21 protein-coding genes are annotated in these 23,671 nt (G+C 68.3%); 7 read left to right on the top strand and 14 right to left on the bottom strand.

Going from position 1 to position 23,671, the window contains the following annotated elements:
- Positions 1-1,053: an A/G-specific adenine glycosylase gene (gene mutY, locus V6M45_RS00830; protein WP_332653322.1), complete on the top strand. Its 1,053-nt coding sequence runs from the start codon at positions 1-3 to the stop codon at positions 1,051-1,053.
- On the opposite strand, the gene V6M45_RS00825 is transcribed toward mutY, so the two are convergent.
- From V6M45_RS00825 to V6M45_RS00815, 3 genes are all read right to left on the bottom strand, one after another.
- Positions 1,050-3,197 carry an amylo-alpha-1,6-glucosidase gene (locus V6M45_RS00825; RefSeq protein WP_332653321.1) on the bottom strand — a complete coding sequence of 716 codons (2,148 nt, stop codon included), beginning with the start codon at positions 3,195-3,197 and terminating at the stop codon, positions 1,050-1,052. The genes mutY and V6M45_RS00825 overlap by 4 nt on opposite strands.
- A 115-nt stretch (positions 3,198-3,312) precedes the next feature.
- Positions 3,313-4,425, bottom strand: a complete 1,113-nt coding sequence (locus V6M45_RS00820; protein WP_332653319.1) for a glycosyltransferase family 4 protein — start codon at positions 4,423-4,425, stop codon at positions 3,313-3,315.
- 128 nt (positions 4,426-4,553) lie between these two features.
- Positions 4,554-5,633, bottom strand: coding sequence for a site-specific DNA-methyltransferase (locus V6M45_RS00815; protein ID WP_332653317.1), 1,080 nt, complete (start codon positions 5,631-5,633; stop codon positions 4,554-4,556).
- 130 nt (positions 5,634-5,763) lie between these two features.
- Between V6M45_RS00815 and V6M45_RS00810 the strand changes: the two genes are divergently transcribed.
- The 3 genes from V6M45_RS00810 (at position 5,764) to V6M45_RS00800 (ending at position 10,866) form a co-directional block, all read left to right on the top strand.
- The gene (locus V6M45_RS00810) at positions 5,764-7,026 is read left to right on the top strand and encodes an alpha/beta fold hydrolase (RefSeq protein WP_332653316.1); all 1,263 of its coding nucleotides are present in this window, start codon (positions 5,764-5,766) and stop codon (positions 7,024-7,026) included.
- A gap of 432 nt (positions 7,027-7,458) precedes the next feature.
- Positions 7,459-10,149, top strand: a complete 2,691-nt coding sequence (gene ppdK / locus V6M45_RS00805; RefSeq protein ID WP_332653313.1) for a pyruvate, phosphate dikinase — start codon at positions 7,459-7,461, stop codon at positions 10,147-10,149.
- Positions 10,150-10,389: 240 nt separating this feature from the next.
- Complete coding sequence (locus V6M45_RS00800) at positions 10,390-10,866, top strand: porin family protein (RefSeq protein WP_332653312.1); 477 nt, start codon at positions 10,390-10,392, stop codon at positions 10,864-10,866.
- A gap of 61 nt (positions 10,867-10,927) precedes the next feature.
- Here the strand turns inward: V6M45_RS00800 and V6M45_RS00795 are convergent, their stop codons facing one another.
- Entirely contained in the window at positions 10,928-11,191 is a 264-nt protein-coding gene (locus V6M45_RS00795) for a hypothetical protein (RefSeq protein WP_332653310.1), read from the bottom strand.
- A gap of 131 nt (positions 11,192-11,322) precedes the next feature.
- Here V6M45_RS00795 and V6M45_RS00790 point away from each other — a divergent pair, with 131 nt between their 5' ends.
- Positions 11,323-11,802: a hypothetical protein gene (locus V6M45_RS00790; protein WP_332653309.1), complete on the top strand. Its 480-nt coding sequence runs from the start codon at positions 11,323-11,325 to the stop codon at positions 11,800-11,802.
- A gap of 2 nt (positions 11,803-11,804) precedes the next feature.
- Here V6M45_RS00790 and ychF read toward each other — a convergent pair whose 3' ends face one another.
- From ychF to V6M45_RS00755, 7 genes are all read right to left on the bottom strand, one after another.
- Positions 11,805-12,902: a redox-regulated ATPase YchF gene (gene ychF, locus V6M45_RS00785; RefSeq protein ID WP_332653308.1), complete on the bottom strand. Its 1,098-nt coding sequence runs from the start codon at positions 12,900-12,902 to the stop codon at positions 11,805-11,807.
- A 71-nt stretch (positions 12,903-12,973) separates the two neighbouring features.
- On the bottom strand, positions 12,974-13,450 hold the full coding sequence (locus V6M45_RS00780; RefSeq protein ID WP_332653307.1) for a copper chaperone PCu(A)C: 477 nt from the start codon (positions 13,448-13,450) through the stop codon (positions 12,974-12,976).
- A gap of 75 nt (positions 13,451-13,525) precedes the next feature.
- A complete protein-coding gene (gene pth, locus V6M45_RS00775) occupies positions 13,526-14,146 on the bottom strand; it encodes an aminoacyl-tRNA hydrolase (RefSeq protein ID WP_332653306.1) in 621 nt (206 codons plus the stop codon).
- A gap of 76 nt (positions 14,147-14,222) precedes the next feature.
- Complete coding sequence (locus tag V6M45_RS00770) at positions 14,223-14,912, bottom strand: 50S ribosomal protein L25/general stress protein Ctc (protein ID WP_332653305.1); 690 nt, start codon at positions 14,910-14,912, stop codon at positions 14,223-14,225.
- Positions 14,913-15,053: 141 nt separating this feature from the next.
- The gene (locus V6M45_RS00765) at positions 15,054-16,085 is read right to left on the bottom strand and encodes a hypothetical protein (protein WP_332653304.1); all 1,032 of its coding nucleotides are present in this window, start codon (positions 16,083-16,085) and stop codon (positions 15,054-15,056) included.
- A gap of 182 nt (positions 16,086-16,267) precedes the next feature.
- A complete protein-coding gene (locus V6M45_RS00760) occupies positions 16,268-17,443 on the bottom strand; it encodes a hypothetical protein (protein WP_332653303.1) in 1,176 nt (391 codons plus the stop codon).
- An 82-nt stretch (positions 17,444-17,525) separates the two neighbouring features.
- The gene (locus V6M45_RS00755; RefSeq protein ID WP_332653301.1) at positions 17,526-18,461 is read right to left on the bottom strand and encodes a ribose-phosphate pyrophosphokinase; all 936 of its coding nucleotides are present in this window, start codon (positions 18,459-18,461) and stop codon (positions 17,526-17,528) included.
- A gap of 206 nt (positions 18,462-18,667) precedes the next feature.
- Between V6M45_RS00755 and V6M45_RS00750 the strand changes: the two genes are divergently transcribed.
- Together V6M45_RS00750 and recN are read left to right on the top strand one after the other, a co-directional pair.
- Positions 18,668-19,525: an outer membrane protein assembly factor BamD gene (locus V6M45_RS00750; RefSeq protein ID WP_442880512.1), complete on the top strand. Its 858-nt coding sequence runs from the start codon at positions 18,668-18,670 to the stop codon at positions 19,523-19,525.
- Positions 19,526-19,615: 90 nt separating this feature from the next.
- On the top strand, positions 19,616-21,316 hold the full coding sequence (recN, locus tag V6M45_RS00745) for a DNA repair protein RecN (RefSeq protein ID WP_332653299.1): 1,701 nt from the start codon (positions 19,616-19,618) through the stop codon (positions 21,314-21,316).
- Here recN and V6M45_RS00740 read toward each other — a convergent pair.
- The 3 genes from V6M45_RS00740 to V6M45_RS00730 all read right to left on the bottom strand — a co-directional run bounded on the left by V6M45_RS00740 (position 21,313) and on the right by V6M45_RS00730 (position 23,608).
- Entirely contained in the window at positions 21,313-22,218 is a 906-nt protein-coding gene (locus V6M45_RS00740; RefSeq protein ID WP_332653297.1) for a cobalamin biosynthesis protein CbiG, read from the bottom strand. The two genes, recN and V6M45_RS00740, sit on opposite strands and share 4 nt — an antisense overlap.
- A gap of 74 nt (positions 22,219-22,292) precedes the next feature.
- Entirely contained in the window at positions 22,293-22,808 is a 516-nt protein-coding gene (locus V6M45_RS00735; RefSeq protein ID WP_332653296.1) for a hypothetical protein, read from the bottom strand.
- 2 nt (positions 22,809-22,810) lie between these two features.
- Positions 22,811-23,608, bottom strand: coding sequence for an exodeoxyribonuclease III (locus V6M45_RS00730; RefSeq protein WP_332653294.1), 798 nt, complete (start codon positions 23,606-23,608; stop codon positions 22,811-22,813).
- Positions 23,609-23,671: the final 63 nt, after the last annotated feature.

Genomic DNA, 23,671 nt, shown 5'->3' with positions numbered 1-23,671 from the left:
ATGGCCCCCGTCCCGATCCAGGTTTTCACGCAGGCCGCTACCGACGCCCCTGCCGTCCGTGCAGCGCTGCTGGATTGGTACGACGCCCACGGCCGGACGCTCGCGTGGCGGGTTGGCCCCGGAGCTTCCCGGCCGGACCCCTACCGTGTCTGGTTGTCAGAGGTGATGCTGCAGCAGACGACGACGGCGCATGCGACCCCCTATTTCCTCGCCTTCACCCAACGCTGGCCCACCGTGGATGACCTTGCCGCGGCGGCGGACTCGGACGTCATGGCGGCCTGGGCGGGGCTCGGTTACTACGCCCGCGCGCGAAACCTGCTGGCCTGCGCGCGCGCGGTGAGCGGCGAGCATGGCGGCGTCTTCCCCAATACCGAGGTCGGCCTGCTGGCCCTGCCGGGCGTCGGCGCTTACACCGCCGCGGCTGTCGCCGCCATCGCCTTCGGCCGCCCCGCCAATGTCGTCGATGGCAATGTCGAACGCGTTATGGCTCGTCTCTTCGCTGTCGAGACGCCGCTTCCCGCCGCCCGACCGGAACTGAAGCGGCTGGCCGGGTCGCTGGTCGGGGACGAGCGACCCGGCGACTGGGCCCAGGCGCTGATGGATCTCGGCGCGACCGTGTGCCGGCCTGGCCAGCCGCTCTGTGAGCGCTGTCCCCTGACTGCTTGGTGCGCCGGGTTCCAGGCGGGCAGGCCTGAGCGCTATCCGCTGAAGTCACCGAAGGTCCAGCGTCCGCGCCGCCGCGGCGTGGCCTGGGTGCTCCGCGACGCCCGGGGCCGCGTCGCCCTGGTCCGGCGGCCCGACAAGGGGTTGCTGGGGGGGATGCTGGGTCTGCCGACCTCGGAATGGTCCTCCGCCACCATCGAGGGCCCGCCTCCGGCTCCGGCGGACTGGCGCGACGCGGGCGCGGTCGAGCACGTTTTCACCCACTTCTCCCTGACGCTTGATGTCCGCTCGGGCGAAGGCGGCGGCGATTTTGTCTGGACGCCGGTGGATGAGGCGCTCGCCGCCCTGCCCACGGTCTTTCGCAAGGCGCTGGAGCGCGGCCTGGGTTAACCCAGCGTCCGCACAATCACCTCGCCCCCGTTGCGTCTTGGAATGGCGACCGTGTGACTTCCCATGCGCTGGAATGTCAGGTCGACCATGCCCTCGCCGACCTGCAACCGGCTGACGTTCAACCGGTCGATCCCCGCCGGCAGCATCGGTCGCGTGATCTCGACAGCCCCTTCGATGGCGTCGATGCGGACGCCCAGCGCCGCCTGCAACATCAGGAACACCGACCCCGCCGCCCACGCCTGGGGCAGGCAGGCGACCGGATAGGCGATCGGCGGTTCGCCGGTCATCCGCTCGAAGCCGCAGAACAACTCGGGCAGGCGCATCTGGAAATGGGTGGCGGCGGCGTAGATCTCGCCCAGCAACAGGGCCACTGCACGGCGCTCGCCGTACTGCGCCATGCCCGCCGCCGCCATGGCGGTGTCGTGGGGCCAGACCGAGCCGTTGTGGTAGCTCATCGGATTGAACCGCGCCTGGCCGGTCGCCAGCGTCCGCAAGCCCCAGCCCGAGCGGAACTCGGCGCCCAGCATCCGTCTGGTCACCGCCTTGGCCCGCTCAAGCGACGGCAGACCCGTGAACAGCAGGTGTCCGGCGTTCGACCCGATCGAGCGGCACTGTTCGCCGTCCCCGTCCAGGGCGATGGCGTAGAACTGCTCGTCTTCCATCCAGAACCGTTCCTCGACCAGCGTGCGCACCCCTCCGGCCCGGGCCGCCCATTCGGCCTGACGGTCATCGCCGACCAGCCGCGCCATGTCCGCCATCGCCTCCCAGGCCGCAAAGGCGTAGCCCTGCACCTCCAGCAGCGCGATCGGGCCCTTCGGAAAGCGCCCGTCGCGATGGAAGATCGAGTCCTCCGAGTCCTTCCAGCCCTGGTTCGACAACCCGGAGTCGGCGGCGCGCTGATAGCTGATCAGGCCGTCGCCGCTGATGTCGCCGTGGTCCTTCATCCAGCCGACGGCGGCCAGCAGATTGGGCCACAGGGAGCGGATCGTCTCCAGGTCGGCGGTGCGCTTCAGATAGGCCCCGGCCAAGGCCACGAACAGGCAGGTGGTGTCGACCCCGCCGTAGTAGAGGCCGAACGGCACCTCTCCCAGGGCCGACATCTCGCCGGCGCGCGTCTCGTGCATGATCTTGCCCGGAGCCGAGTCCTGGAAGGCCGAGAACTCGGTCGCCTGCCGCATGGCCAGATAGGTCAGCACTCCCTTGGCCAGGCTGGGGTCCAGCCACAGCATCTGCCAGGCCGTGAGGATCCCGTCGCGCCCGAACGGCGTCGAGAACCACGGCACCCCGGCATAGGGGTAGGGCCCGGTCGGCAGGTCGGTGGTCAACAGGGCCACATCGGCCCGCGACTGATCCAGCCAGTCGTTGAAGCGGGGACTCTGCGGCCCGCGGATCGAGGCTCCCCGCCGCCGGCGCGTGCGCATCGCCACCCGCGCCTGCAGGGCGTGGACGCGGAAGCGGGTCTCGTCGGGGGCCTCGCAGGCTCCGATGCCGCATTCGACATAGAGGTCCATCCGCCGCCCCTTGGGCAGACTGAACATGAACTCGGCGCGCGAGGCGGTCAGCCGGGCCGGCGGCTCCGAAAAGGCCAGACAGCTGCTGCGCTGCACTCCGTCGACGCCGAGGTAGCGGAACAGCACCCGTCGCCCGTCCGCGGTCGGGGTCTCCTGCGTTCCCCGCTTCGCCCGCGGCGACCCGCGCACCTGGAAGATGTCGGCGAAGTCGGCGGCGAAATCGAACGCCAGCGGCAGCAGCACATCCTCGACGCCATGATTGACCATCCGGACCCGTTCGAACATCCGCCGGTCGCGGACGAACCGCCGCCGCTCGATATGGATCACGCCCGCCGGGGCCGAGCGGCCCCCCATCGGCGGCAGCGGCCGATTGGTCGAATGGGCGGTGAAGAAGACGTTGTCCTGGCTGACGCCCGAACTCAGCCGCGACGGCCGGGCCAGACCCGCCGTCAGCACGAATCGCGACAACAGCCGGGTGTCCTTGTCGAACAGGCCGTCGGCGCCGCCCTTCATGTCACCCCAGACATCGGCGACGACGAAGGTGTCCGCGTCCTTCAGCGCCATCAACTGCTCCAGACCGTCCGCATCCTGCGACTCGGCGGCGTTGACCTGAACACTATAGGCGTCGTCCATGCGGAGCCTCTGACGGGTTGCTGGTGAGCCTGATAGGGTCGCGGCGGAATGCGGACCCTTGATGACCGCATTGGTACGCTAATGGACGAGGCAGCCCTAAGGTTCAGTCCCGACGTCAGACCTGGTTGGCGAAGACCCGCTCTTCCAGCGGGCGCAGCGGGGTCACCACCTCCCCCAGCGGCTCTTCGGCGAACGGGCGACGGGCCAGGAGGTCACCATAGACGTCAAGATAGCGCCGGGCCATGGCCGTGGCTGAAAAGCGCAGCTCGAAGCGCGCCCGGATCGCCTCGCGATCCAGCAGGTGCGCCCGCCCGGCCGCCGCGATCGCCTGCTCGACCGTGTCGACCAGATAGCCCGTGGCGCCGTCCTCGATGATCTCCGGCGTGGAGCCGCAGCGGAAGGCCACCACCGGCGTGCCGCACGCCATGGCCTCGATCATCACCAGGCCAAACGGCTCGGGCCAGTCGATCGGGAACAGCAGCGCCTCCGCCCCGCCGAGGAAGGCCGACTTCTGGTGGTCGCCGATCTCGCCGATGAACTCTACCAGCGGATTGGTCTCGACCATCGGCCGGATCACCGTCTCCCAGTAGACCTTGTCCTGTGCGTCGACCTTGGCCGCCATCTTCAGCGGCTTGTTCAGCTTCACAGCGATCTCGATGGCCCGGTCAGGCCTTTTCTCGGGCGAGATGCGACCGAGGAAGGCCAGATAGCCGTCCGGCTTCGGCGAGAACCGGTACAGCTCGCCGGGCATGCCGTGATGCACCGTCGCCTTCCAGTTGGCCAGCGGCAGCGGCCGCCGTTGATCGTCGGAGATCGAGACGAGTCCGAATTCGGTCCAGCGTTCATAGACGCCAGCCAGGTCCTTCAGGTCCAGACGCCCGTGCAAGGTGGTGATGGTCCTGTTGGCGTACCGGGTGAAAAAGGGAAAGTGGATCATGTCCGTGTGGAAGTGGATCACGTCGAACTCGTCGACGCGTTTCAACACCTCGGACAGCATGGTCATATGCGCCGCCAGATCGGACTTCAGCGGGCTCGGATCCAGCCGGATCGCCTGATCCCGAACCGGAATCAGCCGCGCCCGCGTCTCCGCGTCGGCGGCGGCGAACAGGGTCACCTCGTGACCCAGATCGACCAGCGCATCGGTCAGGTGCGCCACCACCCGCTCGGTGCCGCCATACAGCTTCGGCGGCACGGCTTCATACAGCGGCGTGACTTGCGCGATTTTCATGGCGATGGCTCCCGACGTCCCGGGGAGGGGCGTCAAACCTCAACCATCTCGCAGGTGCGAAGTTCCCGGAACGGCGTTTTTACCCTGCAAACTGCGAGGGTTACCGCGTTACAATGGTCCGCTGGCGGTCACTGCATCCCGGCGCGGACTTCGGCCCTCAGGGTATCGATCGACCTAAGTCCTTGATCCGACTTGAAGCGCCAGTAGGTCCAGCCGTTGCAGGCAGGGGCGTTCTCGAACAGAGCGCCCAGCTTGTGGATCGAGCCGCTCAGCGAACCCGACACCAGCGAACCGTCAGCCCGGACCCGTGCTTCGCGCTCCCCCTTCGGGCAATAGAGCCGGTCGCCCGGCCGCAGCAGGCCCGCTTCGACCAGGGCGCCGAACGGCACCTTGGGCTCGGCCCGCTTGGACCCCGTCACCGCCAGGTCTTCCGGCGCGGCAGGGATGACCGCCTTGATCCGCTTCTCGGCCACCTTGGCGTAGCCCTCGTCGCGCTCGATGCCGATGAAATGCCGGCCCAGCCGCTTCGCCGCCGCCCCGGTGGTGCCGGTGCCGAAGAAGGGGTCCAGCACCACGTCGCCCGGCCGGGTCGCCGCCAGCAGCACCCGGTGCAGCAGGGCCTCGGGCTTCTGGGTCGGGTGCGCCTTCTTGCCGTCGGCGTCCTTGATCCGCTCTTCGCCGGTGCACAGGGCGAAGGTCCAGTCCGAGCGCATCTGGGTGTCTTCGTTGAAGGCCTTCAGCGCGTCGTAGTTGAAGGTGTAGCGCTTCTGCTCGCGGCTGCGCGCCGCCCAGATCAGGGTCTCGTGCGCATTGGTGAAGCGCGTGCCCTTGAAGTTCGGCATCGGGTTCGACTTGCGCCAGATGATGTCGTTCAGCACCCAGAAGCCGAGGTCCTGAATCGCCGAGCCGAGGCGGAAGACGTTGTGATAGCTGCCGATGACCCAGATCGAGCCCTCCGGCTTCAGCACCCGCCGGCACTCGGTCAGCCAGGCGCGGGTGAAGGCGTCGTAGGTGGCGAAGCTGTCGAACTTGTCCCAATCGTCGTCGACCGCGTCGACCAGGCTGTTGTCGGGCCGCAACAGGTCGCCGCCCAGCTGCAGATTGTAGGGCGGGTCGGCGAAGACCATGTCGACGCTGGCGTCGGGCAGGCCCTTCAGCACCTCGATGCAATCGCCCCTCAGAACGACATCGGTCTTCAACCCGGACATATCACTCGATCCCGCACAGCTTGGAGACCGAGTGGTGAATCATCGCGGTTAAGAGCGGGTTAGCCCCGGCGAATTCGCGGAACGATCGGGACGCGGTTGGTGTTGGAGCGGACCAAGGAAAAGTTTCCCGATGATCCTGTTCGCCTTTCTCCAGCGCCTTCTGGCCTTCGCCTCGCTGGGCGTATTCGCCGTGGCCGTCTGGCTGCTGTGGGGTTGGTACGACGCGCAGCATGTGGCCACGACGCTCGATCTCGCGGAACCATCGACCGCCGCCCTTTGGTTGGGCGTGGGTTTGCTGGCCTTCAGCCTGCTGGGCCGCTTTCCGGTCCTGATGCTGCTTGGGCAGGCGGGGGCAGCGTCCCCCGCCCGCCGGGCCGTCGGGGTCGAGGTCGCGGGCGCCGACGGGGCGGTTCTGCACGTCGAGATCGAGGGCGCGGCCGAGGGGCCGATCCTGCTCTTCACCCACGGGTGGGCGCTCTCGTCGCGCATATGGGCGGAGGCGCGGGCGGATCTGGCCGACCGCTTCGGCCTCGTCTTCTGGGATCTTCCGGGGCTGGGCCGGTCCGGGCGTCCGCCCGCTGGCTATTCGATCGAAGGGTTCGCCGAGGATCTGTACGCGGTGATCGACAGCCTGCCCGAGGACCGGCCGATCATCCTTGTCGGCCACAGCATCGGCGGCATGACGCTGCTGACCTTCTGCCTGCGCCATCCCGAACTGCTCAACCGGCGAGTGGCCGCCGTCGTGCTGGAGAACACCACCCATACGAATCCGCTGGAGACGATGGCCTTCTCGCGCTTGGTCAGGCCGCTGCAGCCGGTGATCGAACTCGCCCTGAAGCTGGACATGCTCCTGTCGCCCGCCCTGTGGGTGATGAACTGGCAAGCCTGGCTCAGCGGCTCGACCCACCTGGCCGCCCGCTTCATCGCGTTTGGCGCGCGTCCCACCCGGGAGCGACTGGACCGCACCGTCCGACTGATCACCAAGAACTCGCCGGCGGTGCAGGCCCGAGGCAACCTCGCCATGCTGCACTGGTCTGTCACCGACCGTCTTCCCGGGATTAACGTTCCGGCCCTGGTCTTCGTGGGCGGTCGTGACCTGATCACCAAAGACCATGCCGGCGAGGCCATCGCCGCCGCCCTGCCGCAGGCCCGGCTGGTTCGGGTCGAGGACGCCGGCCACATGGGCCCGGTCGAGAAGGCCGCTTTTTACAACGAGCAGATCGGCGATTTCGCGGAGTTCGTCCGCCTGCTGCGCAGCCGCGCTCCCACGGCCGCGCGTCGTTCCTTCCTGTCGCCCGACGCTGATCTCGCGCCGCAGGCGTCACCGGCCGGGGAACCGGGCGAACGTGGCGATCCGGCGCTCGTCGTCCACCCGACGGTTCGCCCGATCTAAGGCCCGTGCGGCCGGGTCCCCCTGCCAACCCATACCCTGTCATCCCGGCCGAACCCGGTCATTCCCTGCCATCCCGGAGCCCGGGCGTCGTTCGTCGGCGCGGGCCCGGAAGCCGCTGCGTCCGCTTCTGACGCAGGCGCGTGCTTTCATGGCCGGGCAGGGACGAAGTCCGCGCTGGCCGTGCATTTGGTCCCGCGGATGGCGGGCCGCGCCCGGGCGAGGGAGAAGAGAGGGATGTGCGGGAGTGTCGGGATGACAGGGCTTTGCTATTTTTGGGCGGACAGGGCGCCCCGGCCGCAGCCGGAATCGTCACAGCTGCTCACGTTTTGTTACACCCTCAGCCTCGCCTTGCCGCCCCTCGCGCGGTAAGCGGGGCCATGCACCGCGAGGGATACGAGTCCCCGCGTTCGATCACGGCTCAGAGGCTGATAAATGACTCAGTGGGTGTACGGCTTCGGCGGCGGGTCCGCTGACGGCGATGCGTCGATGAAGAACCTTCTCGGCGGCAAGGGCGCGAACCTGGCCGAGATGTCGTCGCTGGGCCTGCCCGTTCCGCCGGGCTTCACGATCACCACCGAGGCCTGCGTCCACTACTATTCCAACGGCCAGAGCTATCCGGCAGACCTCGCTCAGCAGGTTGAGGCCGGCCTGCGGAAGGTGGAGCAGGTCGTCGGCAAGACCTTCGGCGATCCGAAGAACCCGCTGCTGGTCTCGGTCCGGTCGGGCGCCCGCGCCTCGATGCCGGGCATGATGGATACGGTCCTCAATCTCGGCCTCAACGACGAGACGGTCGAGGGATTGGCGGCGCTCAGCGGCGACCGCCGTTTCGCCTTCGACAGCTACCGCCGCTTCATCACCATGTACTCGAATGTCGTGCTGGGCCTCAGCCACGACGACTTTGAAGAGGTGCTGGACGACCACAAGGACCGGCTGGGCGTCACCATCGATACCGACCTGTCCGCCTCCGACTGGGAAAAGGTGGTCGCCGAATACAAGCAGGTGGTCGAGGACCGTCTGGGTCAACCCTTCCCGCAGGATCCCAACGACCAGCTGTGGGGCGCCGTCTCGGCCGTCTTCGCCAGCTGGATGAACGACCGGGCCAAATTCTATCGCCGCATGCACGACATCCCCGAGAGCTGGGGCACGGCCGTCAATGTGCAGTCGATGGTGTTCGGCAACATGGGCGACACCTCGGCGACCGGCGTAGCCTTCACCCGCAACCCCTCGACCGGCGAGGCGAAGCTCTACGGCGAGTTCCTGATCAACGCCCAGGGCGAGGACGTCGTCGCCGGCATTCGGACGCCGCAGTCGCTGACGAAGGCGGGCCGCGAGGAGATGGGCGAGACGGCCCCCTCGATGGAGGAGGCCATGCCCGAGGTCTTCGCCCGGTTCGTCGAGACCGTCGGCAAACTCGAAACCCACTACCGCGACATGCAGGACATCGAGTTCACGGTCGAGCAGGGCCGGCTGTGGATGCTGCAGACCCGCAACGGCAAGCGCACAGCCAAGGCGGCGCTGAAGGTCGCCGTCGACCTCGCCGCCGAGGGTGTGATCTCGCAGGAGGAGGCCATCGGCCGGGTCGAACCGGCGGCGCTGGATCAACTGCTGCACCCGACGCTCGACCCGAAGGCCGAGCGCAAGGTCGTCGCCGCCGGTCTTCCCGCCTCTCCGGGCGCGGCCACTGGCAAGGTGGTGTTCGACGCTGACGAGGCCGAACGCCTGTCCCAGCTCGGCGACGCCGTCATCCTGGTGCGCGAGGAGACCAGCCCCGAGGACATCCACGGCATGCACGCCGCGCGCGGCATCGTCACCGCCCGTGGCGGCATGACCAGCCACGCGGCGGTGGTCGCCCGCGGCATGGGCCGTCCCTGCGTCTCGGGCGCCGGCGAGATCCACATCGACGAGAAGGCCGGGACCTTCACCGCCCGCGGTCGCGTCTTCAAGGCCGGCGAGATCATCACCATCGACGGCTCGAAGGGCGAGGTGCTGGACGGTGCGGTCGGGATGATCGAGCCCGAGCTGACCGGCGACTTCCAGACCCTGATGGCCTGGGCCGACAAGGTCCGCCGCCTGCGGGTCCGCGCCAACGCCGAGACGCCGCTCGACGCCAAAACCGCGCGCGGCTTCGGGGCCGAAGGCATCGGCCTGTGCCGCACCGAGCATATGTTCTTCGATGACGCCCGCATCGCCGCCGTGCGCGAGATGATCCTCGCCGACGACGAGGGCGGTCGTCGCGCCGCCCTGGCGAAGATCGCGCCGTTCCAGAAGTCGGACTTCGTCGAACTGTTCCAGATCATGGCCGGTCTGCCGGTGACCGTGCGCCTGCTCGATCCGCCGCTGCACGAGTTCATCCCCCACACCGACGCCGAGATTGAGGCCCTGGCCGAAACCCAGGGCCTCGACGCCGCCAAGCTGAAGCGCCGGGCCAAGGAGCTGCACGAGACCAACCCCATGCTGGGCCACCGCGGCTGCCGCCTCGGCGTCGCCTATCCCGAGATCTACGAGATGCAGGTCCGCGCCATCCTCGAGGCGGCGCTGGAGGTTCAGGCCACGTCAGGCGCGGCTCCGCTGCCCGAGATCATGCACCCGCTGGTCGCCCTCGGCCTTGAGATGAAATACCTGCGCGAACTGACCGACCGGGTCGCCCGCGAGGTCTTTGCCGAGACCGGCCAGTCTATCGCCTATCTGGTCGGCACCATGATCGAACTGCCGCGCGCGGCCCTGCGCGCCGGCGACCTGGCTGAGTACGCCGAGTTCTTCTCTTTCGGCACCAATGACCTGACCCAGACCACCTTCGGCATCAGCCGCGATGACTCCGGCCGTTTCCTGCAAGCCTATATGGACGAGGGCATCTTCGAGACCGATCCTTTCGTCCGCCTTGACCAGGACGGCGTCGGCGACCTGATCCGCATCGCCGCCGAGCGGGGCGGGGCGGTCCGCCCGGACATCAAGATGGGCATCTGCGGCGAGCACGGCGGCGACCCGTCGTCGATCGACTTCTGCGAGCGGGTCGGCCTCAGCTACGTCAGCTGCTCGCCCTACCGGGTGCCGATCGCCCGCCTCGCCGCCGCCCAGGCTGCGCTGAACGCCCGCGCCGGGACAGAACGGGAAAAGGACCGCTAGAAACCGAACGTCGATATAAAGTCACGAGAAGGTCACGGTTGGGATATCGCCGTCTGTGCCATGCGATGCACAGTTGGCTTCAAGTTGTTTCCGGCCTCTGGAACGCCCCAAACGTCGACCCATTTGTACCCTGCTGGATGGGGCTGGTCACCGCAGAAGTGACCACATCTAGAGGATACAGAAACAATGCGTAACGTTCTTCTCGCGACTGCCGCTCTTACTCTCCTGGCTGGACCGGCCATGGCCCAGAGCTTCTCGGATCCGCAATGGACCGGCTCGGTCGGCTACACCCATCTCGACAGCGGCGACGAGAGCCTCGGGGCCATCACCGGACGCGTCGGCGCCAAGGTCTCGCGCTACATCGGCGTCGAGGCGGAAGGCTCGTTCGGCGTCAAGGACGAGGATGTGACCATCGCCGGCGTCGACGGCACGATCGAGCACGAGTACGACGCCGCCGTCTATGCGGTCGGCTCTGTGCCCGTGAACCCGAACCTCGAACTGTTCGGCCGCGTCGGCTACGGCACGACCTCGCTCAAGGCCGATGTGGCCGGGGTCACCGCCACCGAAGATGGTGAGAGCATCAACTACGGAGCTGGCGCCAACTACTTCTTCGACGGCCAGAACGGCGTCCGCGCCGACTGGACCCGCCGGGACTTCACTGACGACGCCGGCGGCGAGATCGACACCTATGGTCTCAGCTTCGTTCGCCGCTTCTAGGACCAGAAACGACGAAGGCCCGCGGCGATCGCCGCGGGCCTTTCCGTTGATGGCGGGTGGGTCAGGCCACGCCGGGCTGCAACGCCCAGCGCATCGAGCCTTCGCCGAACGGCTTGAAAAACAGGTCGCGATAACGCTCGAACACCTCAACGATGCGGTTGGCCAGATCCTGGGCGACGGTCTCGCCGCGCTGTCGCTTCATCGCCGCGACGCACTGGACCACGTCCTTCTGATGGGCGGATCCGCCCATTCGCTTGAGGACCGCGGCGATGTCCTGGGCCAGGGGATCGATCTGCGCTGCCCACGGATTGGTGTTCTGAGTCATTCGGGACACCCCCTTGTTCTCGACACTGCGGAACCGGTCGCAAATACTGGCAGAGGATGCAAGCGTGACCGCGAATTCGTGATCGGGGCGAGTGATTCGGAGCCGGTTGGGCGCGTTTGCGTTGAGACGCCATGACCCGTGCAACCCTCAGTCTTTTCGCCGCCCTCGCTCTCGCCGCCTGCGGTCCGGGCGAGCCGAACCCGCCCACCGAACCGGCCGAGCCGATCGACACGCCCGAGGCCGAAGCGCCCCCGGGCCCGCCGCCTCCCGGCACGGGCTCGGTCCTGCCGGGGTCGGGGCCCCGCAGTTTTGTCGGTCGCTGGGCCGCCGACGTCTCCTGGTGCCCGAATGTCACCGGGCCTGAGCGGCCTATCGAGATCACCACGACCCGTTTCGAGGGTTATGAGAACAGCTGCGCCATCGCCGCGGTCGACCAAGTCGCGGATGGCTACGAGGCCGCCCTGACCTGCACCGCGGAAGGGGCGGTCACGAATGAGCGCGTGAGGATGGCGGTCTCCGGCCAGACCCTGCGGCTCACGTGGCTGAACCGCGACAACGCGGTCGTCGCCCTGACGAAATGCACGACGCTTGAGGATACGCCGGCCGGCTAGGCTCAGCCGTTGAACAGGAAGTGCATCACGTCGCCGTCCTTGACGACATAGCCCTTGCCCTCGGCCCGCATCTTGCCGGCTTCCTTCGCTCCCTGCTCGCCCTTCAGGGCGACGAAGTCGGGGAAGGCGATGGTTTCAGCGCGGATGAAGCCCTTCTCGAAATCGGTATGGATCACGCCCGCCGCCTGCGGCGCCGTGGCCCCGATCGGAATCGTCCAGGCGCGTGCTTCCTTGGGGCCAACCGTGAAATAGGTCTGCAGGCCCAGCAGCGCGTAGGCTTCGCGGATCAGGCGGTTCAGGCCCGGCTCCTCCAGCCCCATGCTTTCAAGGAACTCCGCCTGTTCCGCCGGATCGAGCACGGCCAGTTCGGAGTCGATCTTGGCCGAGATGACCACCGCCTTGGCGTTGTCGGCGGCCGCGCGCTTCGCCACCAGGTCCGACAGCTCGTTGCCCTTGTCGGCCGACCCTTCGTCGACGTTGGCGACATAGAGCGCCGGCAGGGAGGTCAGCAGCTGCAGCATGTGCCACGCCTTCTCGTCCTCCTTGTCGACCTGGACCACGCGAGCCGGCTTACCGGCGCGCAGCGGCGTCAGGGCCATATTGATCAGGCGCAGGGTCTGCTGTGCCTCCTTGTCGCCGCCCTTGGCCTTCTTCTCGACGTTGACGACCCGCTTCTCGAGGCTTTCGAGGTCGGCAAGCATCAGCTCGGTCTCGATGATCTCGAGGTCAGAGACCGGATCGATGCGGTTCTCGACGTGGGTGATGTCGTCGTCGACGAAACAGCGGGCGACGAAGGCCACGGCGTCGCAGTCGCGGATATTGGCCAGGAACTGGTTTCCGAGCCCCTCGCCCTTGGACGCACCGCGCACCAGGCCGGCGATGTCGACGAAGGTGATGCGCGAGGGAATGATCTCCTTCGAGCCGGCGATGGCGGCCAGTTGCTCCAGCCGCGGTTCGGGCACCGCGACATCGCCGGTGTTCGGCTCGATGGTGCAGAAGGGATAGTTGGCCGCCTGGGCCGCCGCCGTCTTCGTGAGGGCGTTGAACAGGGTGGACTTGCCGACGTTGGGCAGGCCGACGATCGCGACTTTCAGGGCCATGGGGGCGGGATTTTCCTAGGTGAGCGCGAGCCTTTAACGGGTCGCGGCCGATTTGTCAGGCAGGCGGCGCGTCAGTGCTCGGCGTGGCCGGAGTCGGTGAGCGTGGGCTGGCCGACTTCGGCCGTGATCTCGAGCGGCGGAGCTGAGGCGAAGGTCAGGGTAAGGGCGACCGTGTCCCCGGCCCTCAGCGGCTCCTCGACCGCCAGCAGCATGATGTGGTTGCCGCCGGGCTTAAGTTCGACGGCTTGGCCGGCGGGGAGGGTGAGCCCGTCCTTGAGCTCGCGCATCATCATCATATTGCTCTCCATCCGGCTCTCGTGGATCTGGGCGCGGCCGGCGACCGGGCTGGAGACGGCGACGAGCCGGTCATCCGCAGCGGCGGTGAGAGTCAGGTAGCAGCCGGTCGTCTGGCGCCCGACAGGGGTCGGACGGCACAGGGCCGCGGAGACCTGAACGGCGGCGGCGCCCGGCGCCGCCTTTTCCCCGGGCGTACAGGCCGCAAGTCCGGCGGAAGCGAGCAGGAGGAAGGGGAGGAGAGCGCGGGACATGCGGGGAGCTTTCTGAGAGATCGCGGCGGTCTATCGCCCGCCACGCTGCCCGGCAAGGCGGCCTGCTGTCACGGTTCAGCTTTCGCCGCGCGCCGCTTGCCGGGGACTGTATTTGGGAGCCGGGGCCAGACGCATGACCTCGGCCTGATAACGGTCGTCATCGCCCGCTAGGGCGAAGGGCAGGGCGGCCGCCACCGCATCCAGCATCGGATCAAGCCAGGCACGGTCGGCCTTGTGGAAATCGCTGAGGACATGGCCGTGCACCAGTTGCGGCTCGCCCGGGTGGCCGACGCCCATGCGCGCGCGGCGGAAGTCGGGGCCCAGTTGGCTGATCAGCGAACGCACGCCGTTCTGGCCGGCCGCGCCGCCGCCCGTCTTCATACGGAACCGACCCGGAGCCAGGTCGATCTCGTCATGGAAAACGATGACCTCCGACGGGGCGACCTTGTAAAAGCGCGCCGCCTCTCCGACCGCCCGGCCGCTCTCATTCATGAACGTCTGGGGCTTCATCAGCAGGACGCGCACGGGCCCGGCGGCGGTGGGAATCTCGCCCTCGCGGATCACCGACTGAAATTTGGCGCGCTCGGGACCGAACGACCAGCGCCGCGCGATTTCGTCTGCGGCCATGAAGCCGATGTTGTGGCGGTTGCCCTGGTATTTCGGACCCGGATTGCCCAGGCCGGCGATGATGATCATGGCGGGTTCCGGAAAAGGAAACGGCCCCGTCCGTCGCCGGATGGGGCCGTTCCAGTAGCAGCTTGTCGCGAGGGGATCAGCCCTCGGCGGTGTCTTCCGCGGCCGCGGCCTCTTCGGCGGCGCCCTGTTCGGTCGCTTCGACCTCGGCGGCTTCGGCGGCGACTTCGGCGTCGTGGGCCTCGTCGGCGGCGGCCGAGATGGCGGCCGAAGACGTCTTGATCGAGGCGATCACGAAGTCACGGTCGGTGATGGTCGGCTCGACGTCCTTCGTGCCCTTCAGGTCGGTCCAGCGGATGGTGTCGCCCAGCTTGTGGCCGGCCAGATCGACGATCAGGTCTTCCGGGATGTGATCCGCGCGGACCTTCACCTCGACCGAGTGACGCACGACCTCCAGCGAACCGCCCTGACGGAAGGCTTCGCACTGGTCCTGGTTGATGAAGTGAACCGGAATGTCGATCTTGATGGTCTGCTTTTCGTCGACCCGCATCAGGTCGAAGTGCAGCGGACGGTCCGACACGGGGTCGAACTGCACGTCGCGGGCGATGACCGGTTGGGTCTCGTCGCCGTACTTCAGCGTGACCAGGTGGCCCAGCAGCTTGCCGGTGTAGAGCGACTTGCGGAAGTCACGCTCGTTCACCGAGATGGCCACGGGGGCCTTGTCGCCGCCGTACAGCACGCCCGGGACCATGCCCGCACGACGCGCGGCGCGGGCGCCGCCGGTGCCGACGCCGTCACGGACATCAACGTTCAGAATGATCTCGGCCATCTGGCTCGCCTCAACAAACAGAAACGCCGCGCTGCGTAATCGCCCGCGCGGCGGGGTTCAAACCCTCGAATTCAAGAGCGCGGGCTATTACACGCACACGCCCGGCGACGCAACCGTCTGGCGCGCGGATTGCGCCGCGGGTCAGCCGTCGCTGTTCAGCGCCGTGGTTGCGGACACTGAGGCCGCCACGGCTCCGGCCGCCACCGGCGTCTGAACCGGCTCCGAGCCGGCCACCTCGGTCGAGGGGGCCGGGAGCGGCGCGGCCTTGATGTTCTGGGCCGTACAGGTTGCGAGGTCGCGCGCCACGTGGCGGCCGACGCAGAAGATGTCCTCATAGCTGGGGCGAGATGCGGCGAGGCACTGGAACAGCATCAACTTGGACATGTTCAGGCAGAATTCGCTGTTCTGCTCGACGGTCAGGGCCTCGGTGTTGGCGCGGGCGTCCTCGCCGCCGGCCCCCAGCGCCGCCAGCGCGGCCAAGGCCAGCGAACGCACGACCGCAGGCGTATAGGGCGGACCCGAGCGGGCCGGCGTCACCTCCAGACCGGAGCCTGTATTCGCCGCCGCGAATAGCCGCGCCGACTCCTCGGCCGACGGCAGCATCTGGACGGCGGAAAGCGCCTTGGCGCCCTGCAGGCGGGTGTCGCGGTCAGTGATGTTCACGACGGCCCAGCGGCGCCGCGGGTCGGAGCGGCCCTGGATCGTGTAGGCGTCTTCCTCGACGGCGTCCGCGATCGCCAGCATGACGGCAGAATCGCGTCCGATGGCCTCGACGATCAGGCCCGCCGCGGCGTCGGCGCCGGGCAGAGTGGCGGCATACGCCGGATCCGCGATGATGCGGGCGACCATTTCCTGCCGGATGGCCGGATCCACAGCATAGGTGCGGACGCCCTGCACGAATTCGGGCGACTGAAGCGCGAGGATCGAGCCGTAGGCGATCATGCCGCGCGACAGCTGGGCGGGTTCGTAGGAGGCCCCCTTGCGGATCGCCGCCTGGATCGATTCCGCGCTCTCGAAGCCCGCTTCAATCGAGCCGGCGTCGCGCATGAACGCCACGTAGATGGCCGCGGCCTGCGCCACGCCTTCGTTCAGGCTGACGGCCGGCGGCGGCGGCGGGGGCGGCGCGGGCTCAGGCTCGGGCTCGGGCGTGGCGCAAGCGGCGAGAACGGACATCGCGGCGATAGCGGCCAGCGACAATCCGCGTCGAAAACGAGCCTCAAGCATACGAAATCCCCACGTGACGCCCGGCGCCTTCCGCAGGCGCCGGAACCTCAGACCAGCTTATAACGCGACCCAAACGGTTCCACGAGCGTTAATGCGCGCCGGACCGATCGGGCGCGGCGGCGTGGGGGCGACTATTGAGCGGGGGCGCGGTCCGGCCCGGTGTTCAATCTTTCCGTTATCGAGGGCGCCGGCCGCGGAGGGGTGGGCGTGGGCGGCCGCGTCACGACCGGCGGCGCTTCGGGCGTTATGATGATCGGCGTGACGGCCGGGGGCGGCGCCGGATCGGCCGGAGTGACATCGGAGACCGTGACGATCGGCGCCGGCATGGCGACCCCGCGGGAGCAGGTGGCGAGATCGCGGACGACGTGGCGGCCGAGGCAGAACATGTCCTCATAGTTCGGACGCGAGGCGGCGAGGCACTGGAACAGGTTCAGCTTGGACATGGTGAGGCAGCCGTGGCTGACCCGGTCGAACTGCAGAGCGTCGGTATTGGCCCGGGCGTTCTCGCCCGCGTAGCCGAGAGCGGCCAGCGCCGCGAGGGCAAGAGCGTTCTGGACGGCGGGCGGATAGGGCGGCTTGCGAGCTTCGCCGCTGACCGGAAGCGCGCCCCCGCCGCTGTGGGCGGCGGCGAACAGCCTTGAGGCCTCTTCGGCGGAAGGCAGCATGGTCTGGGCCGAGCGCGCCTTGGCCGCTTCCAGCCGGCCCTCCCGATCGCTGACCTCGGCGACCCCCCAGGACCGACGGGGATCGTACCGGGCCTGGATCGCGTAGGCGTCGTTCTCAACTGCGTTCGCGGCGCGGCTGAGTGCGTTGATATCCGCGGCCAGCGTCGCCATGACCAGGCCGGCGGCGGCCTGGGCGCCCGGGAGCGTCGAGGCGAAAGCCGGATCGGCGACGATGTCGCCCACCAGCCGCTCGCGCGTGGCGGCGTCGCCGGCGAGGCCGCGCACCCCGGCGACGAACTCGGGCGACTGCAGGGCGATGATCGAGCCATAGGCCACCAGCCCGCGGGAAATTTGCCCCGGGTCGTAGGCTGAGCCGCGGCGCAGGATCGCCTGGATCTGATCAGGATCGGTGAAGCCGCCTTCCACCGCCGCCATGTCGCGGGTGAAGGCGACATAGACGGCCGCGGCGTCGGCGACGCTTTGGTTGAGGGCGATGGGGGGCGGGGTCCGGGCGGCGATCTCGGCCGCCACGCGGGCGGCCTCCGCTTCGGCGGCGGCGTTTTCGGAGGCGCAGCCCGCCAGAACGGCGGCGGCGGCGAGGACGGCGATGGAAAGACCGCGGCGCGGGGTAATCGGGCGCATCAGGACTCCTCGGGTTACCGGCGTCCAGCAACGCCCAATCTGAGGGCGCAAATGGGGCGGGGCCCGATCGGGTTCCGAGATTCTAGTCGAACAGCTTGGAGACGGATTCCTCATTGGCGATCCGCCGGATGGCCTCGCCGATCAGGGGGGCGACCGAAACGGTGCGGATTTTCGGGCAGGTCAGGACCTCGTGAGGCTGTTCGATGGAGTCGGTGATGACCAGCTCCTTCAGCGGCCCGTCGGACACGCGCTGCACGGCAGGGCCGGACAGGACGCCATGGCTGATGTAGGCCGAAACCTCTGTCGCGCCCTTGTCGATCAGGGCTTGGGCGGCGTTCACCAGCGTGCCGCCGGAATCGACGATGTCGTCGAACAGGATGCAGCGCCGTCCCTCGACGTCGCCGATGATGTTCATGACCTCGCTTTCGCCGGGCTTGGCCCGGCGCTTGTCGACGATGGCGAGATCCGCGCTGAGCCGACTGGCCAGCGAGCGCGCCCGCACCACGCCGCCGACGTCGGGCGAGACGATCATCAGGTCGTCACCTCGCGGATAGTGGTCCTTGATGTCCTGGGCCAGCACCGGCGTCGCCACCAGGTTGTCGGTCGGGATGTCGAAGAAGCCCTGGATCTGTCCGGCGTGCAGATCCATCGTAAGGACGCGGTCGGCCCCGGCGCGGGTGATGAGATTGGCCACCAGCTTGGCCGAGATCGGCGTGCGGCCTCCGGTCTTCCGATCCTGCCGGGCGTAGCCGAAATAGGGCATGACGGCCGTGATCCGCTTGGCCGACGCGCGGACCAGCGCATCGGTCATGATCAGCAACTCCATCAGATTGTCGTTGGCGGGGTAGCTGGTCGATTGCAGGATGAAGACATCTTCGCCGCGGACGTTCTCCTCGATGACCGCGAAGACTTCGTTGTCGGCGAATCGCTTCACCTGGGCCTTGGTCAGGGGCATGTCGAGGTGGGCCGCGATCGCCTGGGACAGGGTCCGGTTGGAGTTGCCAGAGAGCAGCTTCATGTCCGGTCATCCTTTCGCCGTCATCGCCCGGCTCAGAATGCCGCCGTCGCGCTGGCGCGCTTCATATCAGGGGACGGCTCAGCCACAAGCGCCGAGAGTCTTTTTGGCGGACTTCTTCCCGCATTGGCGCGGGGTTGTTCGCTGGTGTAGAGATCGCGTCACGTTTCCGGGGGCGCCGACGGGTGGATGCCCGCCGGCCTGTCATGTTGAGGTCGTCCTTGCCTGCTTCCAAGTTTCGCGCCGGTCTGATCCTGTCGGCCGTGGCCGTCTCGGCCCTGACGATTTCCGCCTGCGGCACTCGCGGCGCCCGGCCGAAGCTCGCCTATGAGGAACGTCCGGTCGAGGCGCTCTACAACACCGGCTACCAGCGCCTCGAGAGCCGGCGCTGGGGCGACGCGATCGACTACTTCCAGGAGGTCGAGCGCCAGCATCCGTATTCGGAGTGGTCGCGGCGCGCGATCCTGATGCAGATCTACGCCCACTATCAGAGCAATGATTACGCCGAGGCGATCGCCGCCTCGGACCGCTTCATCCAGCTGTTCCCCGGCAATCCCAGCGCGCCCTACGCCTTCTACATGAAGGCGTTGTGCAATTTCGAGCAGATCACTGACGTGGGCCGCGACCAGGGCTACGCCCAGGCCGCGTTGGACGGGCTGCGTGACGTGGCTCGCCGCTATCCCGGGACTTCCTATGCGATCGACGCCACGGTCAAGATCGACATGGTCAACGACCAACTGGCCGGCAAGGAGATGGCCATCGGGCGCTACTACCAGCGCGCCGGCCAGCCGCTGGCGGCGATCAACCGCTACAAGACCGTCATCGACAACGAAGCCTATCAGCGCACCTCGCACGCGCCCGAGGCCCTGTACCGGCTGGTCGAGGTCAATCTGCAGCTCGGTCTGAAGGAAGAGGCGACCCGCAATGGCGCGGTGCTGGGCCACAACTATCCCGGCAGCCCCTGGTATGCCGAGGCCTACGCCCTGCTGACCGAGGAAGGCCAACAGCCCGACGTCGCCCCCGAGGGTCGGCGCGAAAGCTGGCTGCGCCGCATCATCCCGGGCTGACGTCCGCTTCTGACGTATGGGGCGGTCATGACGGGCGATCATCGCTAGACTGAGCCCCATGGCGAATCAGATCCGGACCACCGCGCCCTCATGCTGACCGCCCTCTCCATCCGCGACATCGTGCTGGTGGACGTGCTCGACCTCGACGTCGACGCCGGCCTGACGGTGCTGACCGGCGAGACCGGGGCGGGCAAGTCGATCATTCTCGACGCCTTGGGCCTGGCCCTTGGCGCGCGCGCCGATGCCGGCCTGGTGCGAAGCGGCGCGAAACAGGCGTCGGCCACCGCCGTCTTCACGGCCCCCGACGACCCGGACCTGATCGAGATGATCGCGGCGCGCGGATTCGAGGTCGTCCCGGGCGAGGAGCTGATCCTGCGCCGCACCCTGGCCGCGGACGGCCGCAGCCGGGCCTTCGTCAACGATCAGCCCGCGGGCGTTACGGCGCTGCGGGAGATCGGTCAGGCTTTGGTCGAGGTGCACGGCCAGCATGAGACCGTCGGCCTCCTGGACTGGAAGACCCACCGCGCCCTGCTGGACAACTATGGCGGGCTGCAGCCGCAGCTGGCCGGGGTCGCCGCCGCCGCCGACCGGCTCAAGGCCGCCGAACGCGCCGTGTCCGATCTCAGGGCAGCCGCCGCAGAGGCGGCGGCTCATCGGGAAGAGCTGGAACAGAACCTCGCCGACCTCGATGCACTGGATCCTCGCGCCGACGAGGAAACGGAGCTGGCCGGCGAGCGGGCGCTCCTCGGGGCAGCAGAAAAGGCCATCGCCGACCTCGCGGACGCCCGAGCCTCGCTGGGCGGAGACAAGTTGTCGCGCAACCTCTCGGCCGCACTGCGCGCGGTCGAACACGCGCGCCAGCGGGCCGGGCAGGCGGGGACCGACCCCGAGCATCCCTTGCTGCAGAAGCTCACGACCGCGGCCGAAGCCATCGACCGCACCCTGGTCGAGGCCGAGGAGGCCATCGCCTGCGTCGACGCGGCCGCGGACGCCTTCGACTTCGAGCCCGGTCGCCTCGACAAGGCCGAGGAGCGGCTTTTCGCCCTGCGTGCGGCCGCTCGCAAGCTGAACGCCTCTGTCGAACTCTTGCCGATCCTGCGGGTCCGCTTCCGAGAGCAGCTAAGGCTGATCGAGGACAGCGCCGAGGGCATCACGGCCGCCGAGCGGGCTGCCTCGGCTGCCCGCGAAGGTTATGACATCGCCGCCCTGCTGCTCACCTCTGCGCGCGAGGCGGCTGCAGAGCGCCTGACCGCCGCGGTGATGGACGAGCTTGGGCCGCTGAAGCTGGATCGGGCGCGCTTCCGCGTGGCGTTTGAGCCGGTCGCCGACGGTCGCCGCGGACCGCTGGGCGTCGAGACGGTGCGGTTCGAGATCGCCACCAACGCCGGCACGGAATTCGGGCCGCTGGACGCCATTGCGTCCGGCGGGGAGTTGGCCCGCTTCGCTCTGGCCATGAAGGCGGCGCTGGCCGGGCGCGAGGATCAGCGCCAGCCGGTTATGATCTTCGACGAGGTCGACCAAGGCGTCGGCGGGGCCGTGGCCTCGGCGGTCGGCGCGAGACTCCAGCGTCTGTCCCAGGGCGCCCAGGTGTTGGTGGTGACCCACAGTCCGCAAGTCGCGGCTCGGGGCGATGTCCACTGGAAGGTGCGCAAGGCGGACGGCGGCGGGGTGACCACCACGACGGTCGACGCGCTGGATGATCAGGCCCGCCGCGAGGAGATCGCCCGTATGCTGTCCGGCGCTGTCATCACCGACGAAGCCCGCGCCGCGGCACGGGCCCTCATAGGCTAGGCTCCCAGGATCCAGCCCTCTTCCTGCTCGACGCGCGCGATCAGCGCCTCGTCCGCACCCTTGGGCGGGGCGAAGGCCTTCGAGAGGTCGTCGGCCTCGTCCATCTTCGCCAGCGCCTCGGCGGTGGCGCGGACCTGGGCCTGATCCTTGAACTCGCCGGGGTTCGGCCGGGCGTCGAACATCGACGGCCAGACTTCGACCACCAGGGCTGACAGCGGCTCCACGTCCGCAGCGTCCAGCACCCGCCAGCCGGTTCCGAACGGCCAGACAGCGCCGGAGGGGCCCAGCTTTTCAAGCAGGCGACGAACCACCGGAACCCCGACCAGGGTCTGACCGCCGACCGCGCCGGCTCCATGCATCTGCCAGACGCTCTTGGGCTGGAGCCGGCCCTTGCGGACGGCGTCCTCGGTAGCGCGGAACTCGGGTATGTCGGCGCCTGCGCCGGCAGGAGGTTTGGTCGTGGTCAGCCAGCGCTGGGCCTGCTTGGCCGGCGCGCCCCACATCGGCCACGGGTTGTCGGTCATCAGCCGGTTGATCTTGGCGGCCACCTGATAACGGTTGTTGGTATTGTCCGGCTTGTCGACGACGTTCGAGGCGATGAATTTCCACATCGCCTGCCACGGTGTCCCCGTCAGCTTCAGCCGCTCGGCCGTGCCCGCCGGATAGCCGAAGTTGAAGTCGAAGCCGACGAGGACCCGGTCGCCGCGCTTTCGGTGATCCGCCAGCAGGGTGGCGAGCAACGCTTCACCCTCGGCCCGCGTCGCGACATTGTGCGTCTCGGTATACAGGCGGAAGCGGACGTCGCGCTTGGCCACGCCGATCCAGACCGACTGGTCGCCCAGCTTCTTGCCTTCGGCGGCGGTCCAGTCGGCGATGATATAGGCGTCAAACAGGCGGGCCACAGGGGGCGCTCCGGATACTCAGGCGGAAGGGATCGGGGGCTTCTAGCCCCCCGGTCGCCGGGGAGGAAGGGCGATCAGCCTTTCAGCAGTGCCTCGAGGTGCGACAACCAGCGGCGTCCGAGCCGCAGAGCTTCGCCCGGCGAGCTGGTTTGAACCGGGAGGGTGGCGTCCCAGAGGGCCAGTTCGAACTCCGGGTGGCGGGCGTCGGCGAACATCAGCCGCAGCACCACCTGTTCTGCGTCCGGGGCGAGGATGTCGAGCGACTTGCGGGCCTCCCCGCGGCGGACCCGGGCGACCACATGGCCGTCGACGATGATCTCTCCGCCGTCGATCTCCTCGAAGGCGTACACCAGCCCGGTTGCGCCCCGGTTCCAGAGCACGGCGATCTGGGCGCCGTCGAAGTCCAGACCGGCGGCGCGTCCCTCCGCGGGCGACAGGGCCTCCGCCTCCGGTGAGGCGCCCAGCGACTTGAGCAGGGCCCGGCGCATCCGCCGTACGGGCTCCATCCACCAGGCGAGGATCAGGGCGCCGGTAGTCAGAGCCGCCGCCGCCAGCGCCACGAGCAGAATGACCCGGAGCGCCTCGGCCACGGCTAGTCCTCCAGCTCGACCACGACCGGGACGTGATCCGAGGGCTTGTCCATATCGCGGGCGTCGCGGTGGGTTTCGATAGACTGAAATCGGTCGGCGGCCTGCGGCGACAACAGGTGGAAGTCGATGCGGATGCCGTGGTCCCGTTGCCAGGCGCCCGCCTGATAGTCCCAGAAGGTGTAGGTCCCCGGCGGCTGACCGCCCAGTTCTCCGGCGTCCAACAGCCCCAGGTGGCGCAGGGCGCGGAAGGCGGCCTGACTCTCTGGCTGGAACAGGGCGTCGCCAACCCAGGCTGACGGGTTCCGGGCATCGTCGGGCGTGGGGATGACGTTGAAGTCGCCACACAGGGTGAACGGCTCTTCCAGCGCCAGCAGGTCGCGCGCATGAGCGTACAGGCGCTCGAACCAAGCCAGCTTGTAGGCGAACTTCTCCGTCCCGAGCGGATTGCCGTTGGGCAGATAGATGCAGCCGACCCTGACCGGGCGGGGCGCCTCGATCACCGCCTCGATGTAGCGGGACTGTTCGGCCTCGGCCTCATAGCCCGAGCTATCCGCCCCGGGCAGGCCGCGTCGCACGTCGGACAGCGGATGCTTCGACAGCAGGGCGACGCCATTGTAGCTCTTCTGGCCGTGGACCTCGACGTTGTAGCCGAGGGACTCAAGCGGCTCGCGAGGGAATTTCTCGTCGACGCATTTGATTTCCTGCAGGCAGGCGACGTCCGGTTTCGCCGCCTCCAGCCAAGCCAACACGGTCGGCAGGCGGGCGTTGACCGAGTTCACATTCCAGGTGGCGATGCGCATCGGCCATGATTACGGCGCGTCGGGGCCTTCTGTGAAGCGCTGATCGCCCAAACGAAAACGCCC

Source organism: Brevundimonas sp., from assembly GCF_036676055.1.
Classification (GTDB): domain Bacteria; phylum Pseudomonadota; class Alphaproteobacteria; order Caulobacterales; family Caulobacteraceae; genus Brevundimonas.
Note: the sequence above shows the minus strand (reverse complement) of the source record. Positions and strands in the feature narration are given on the sequence as shown.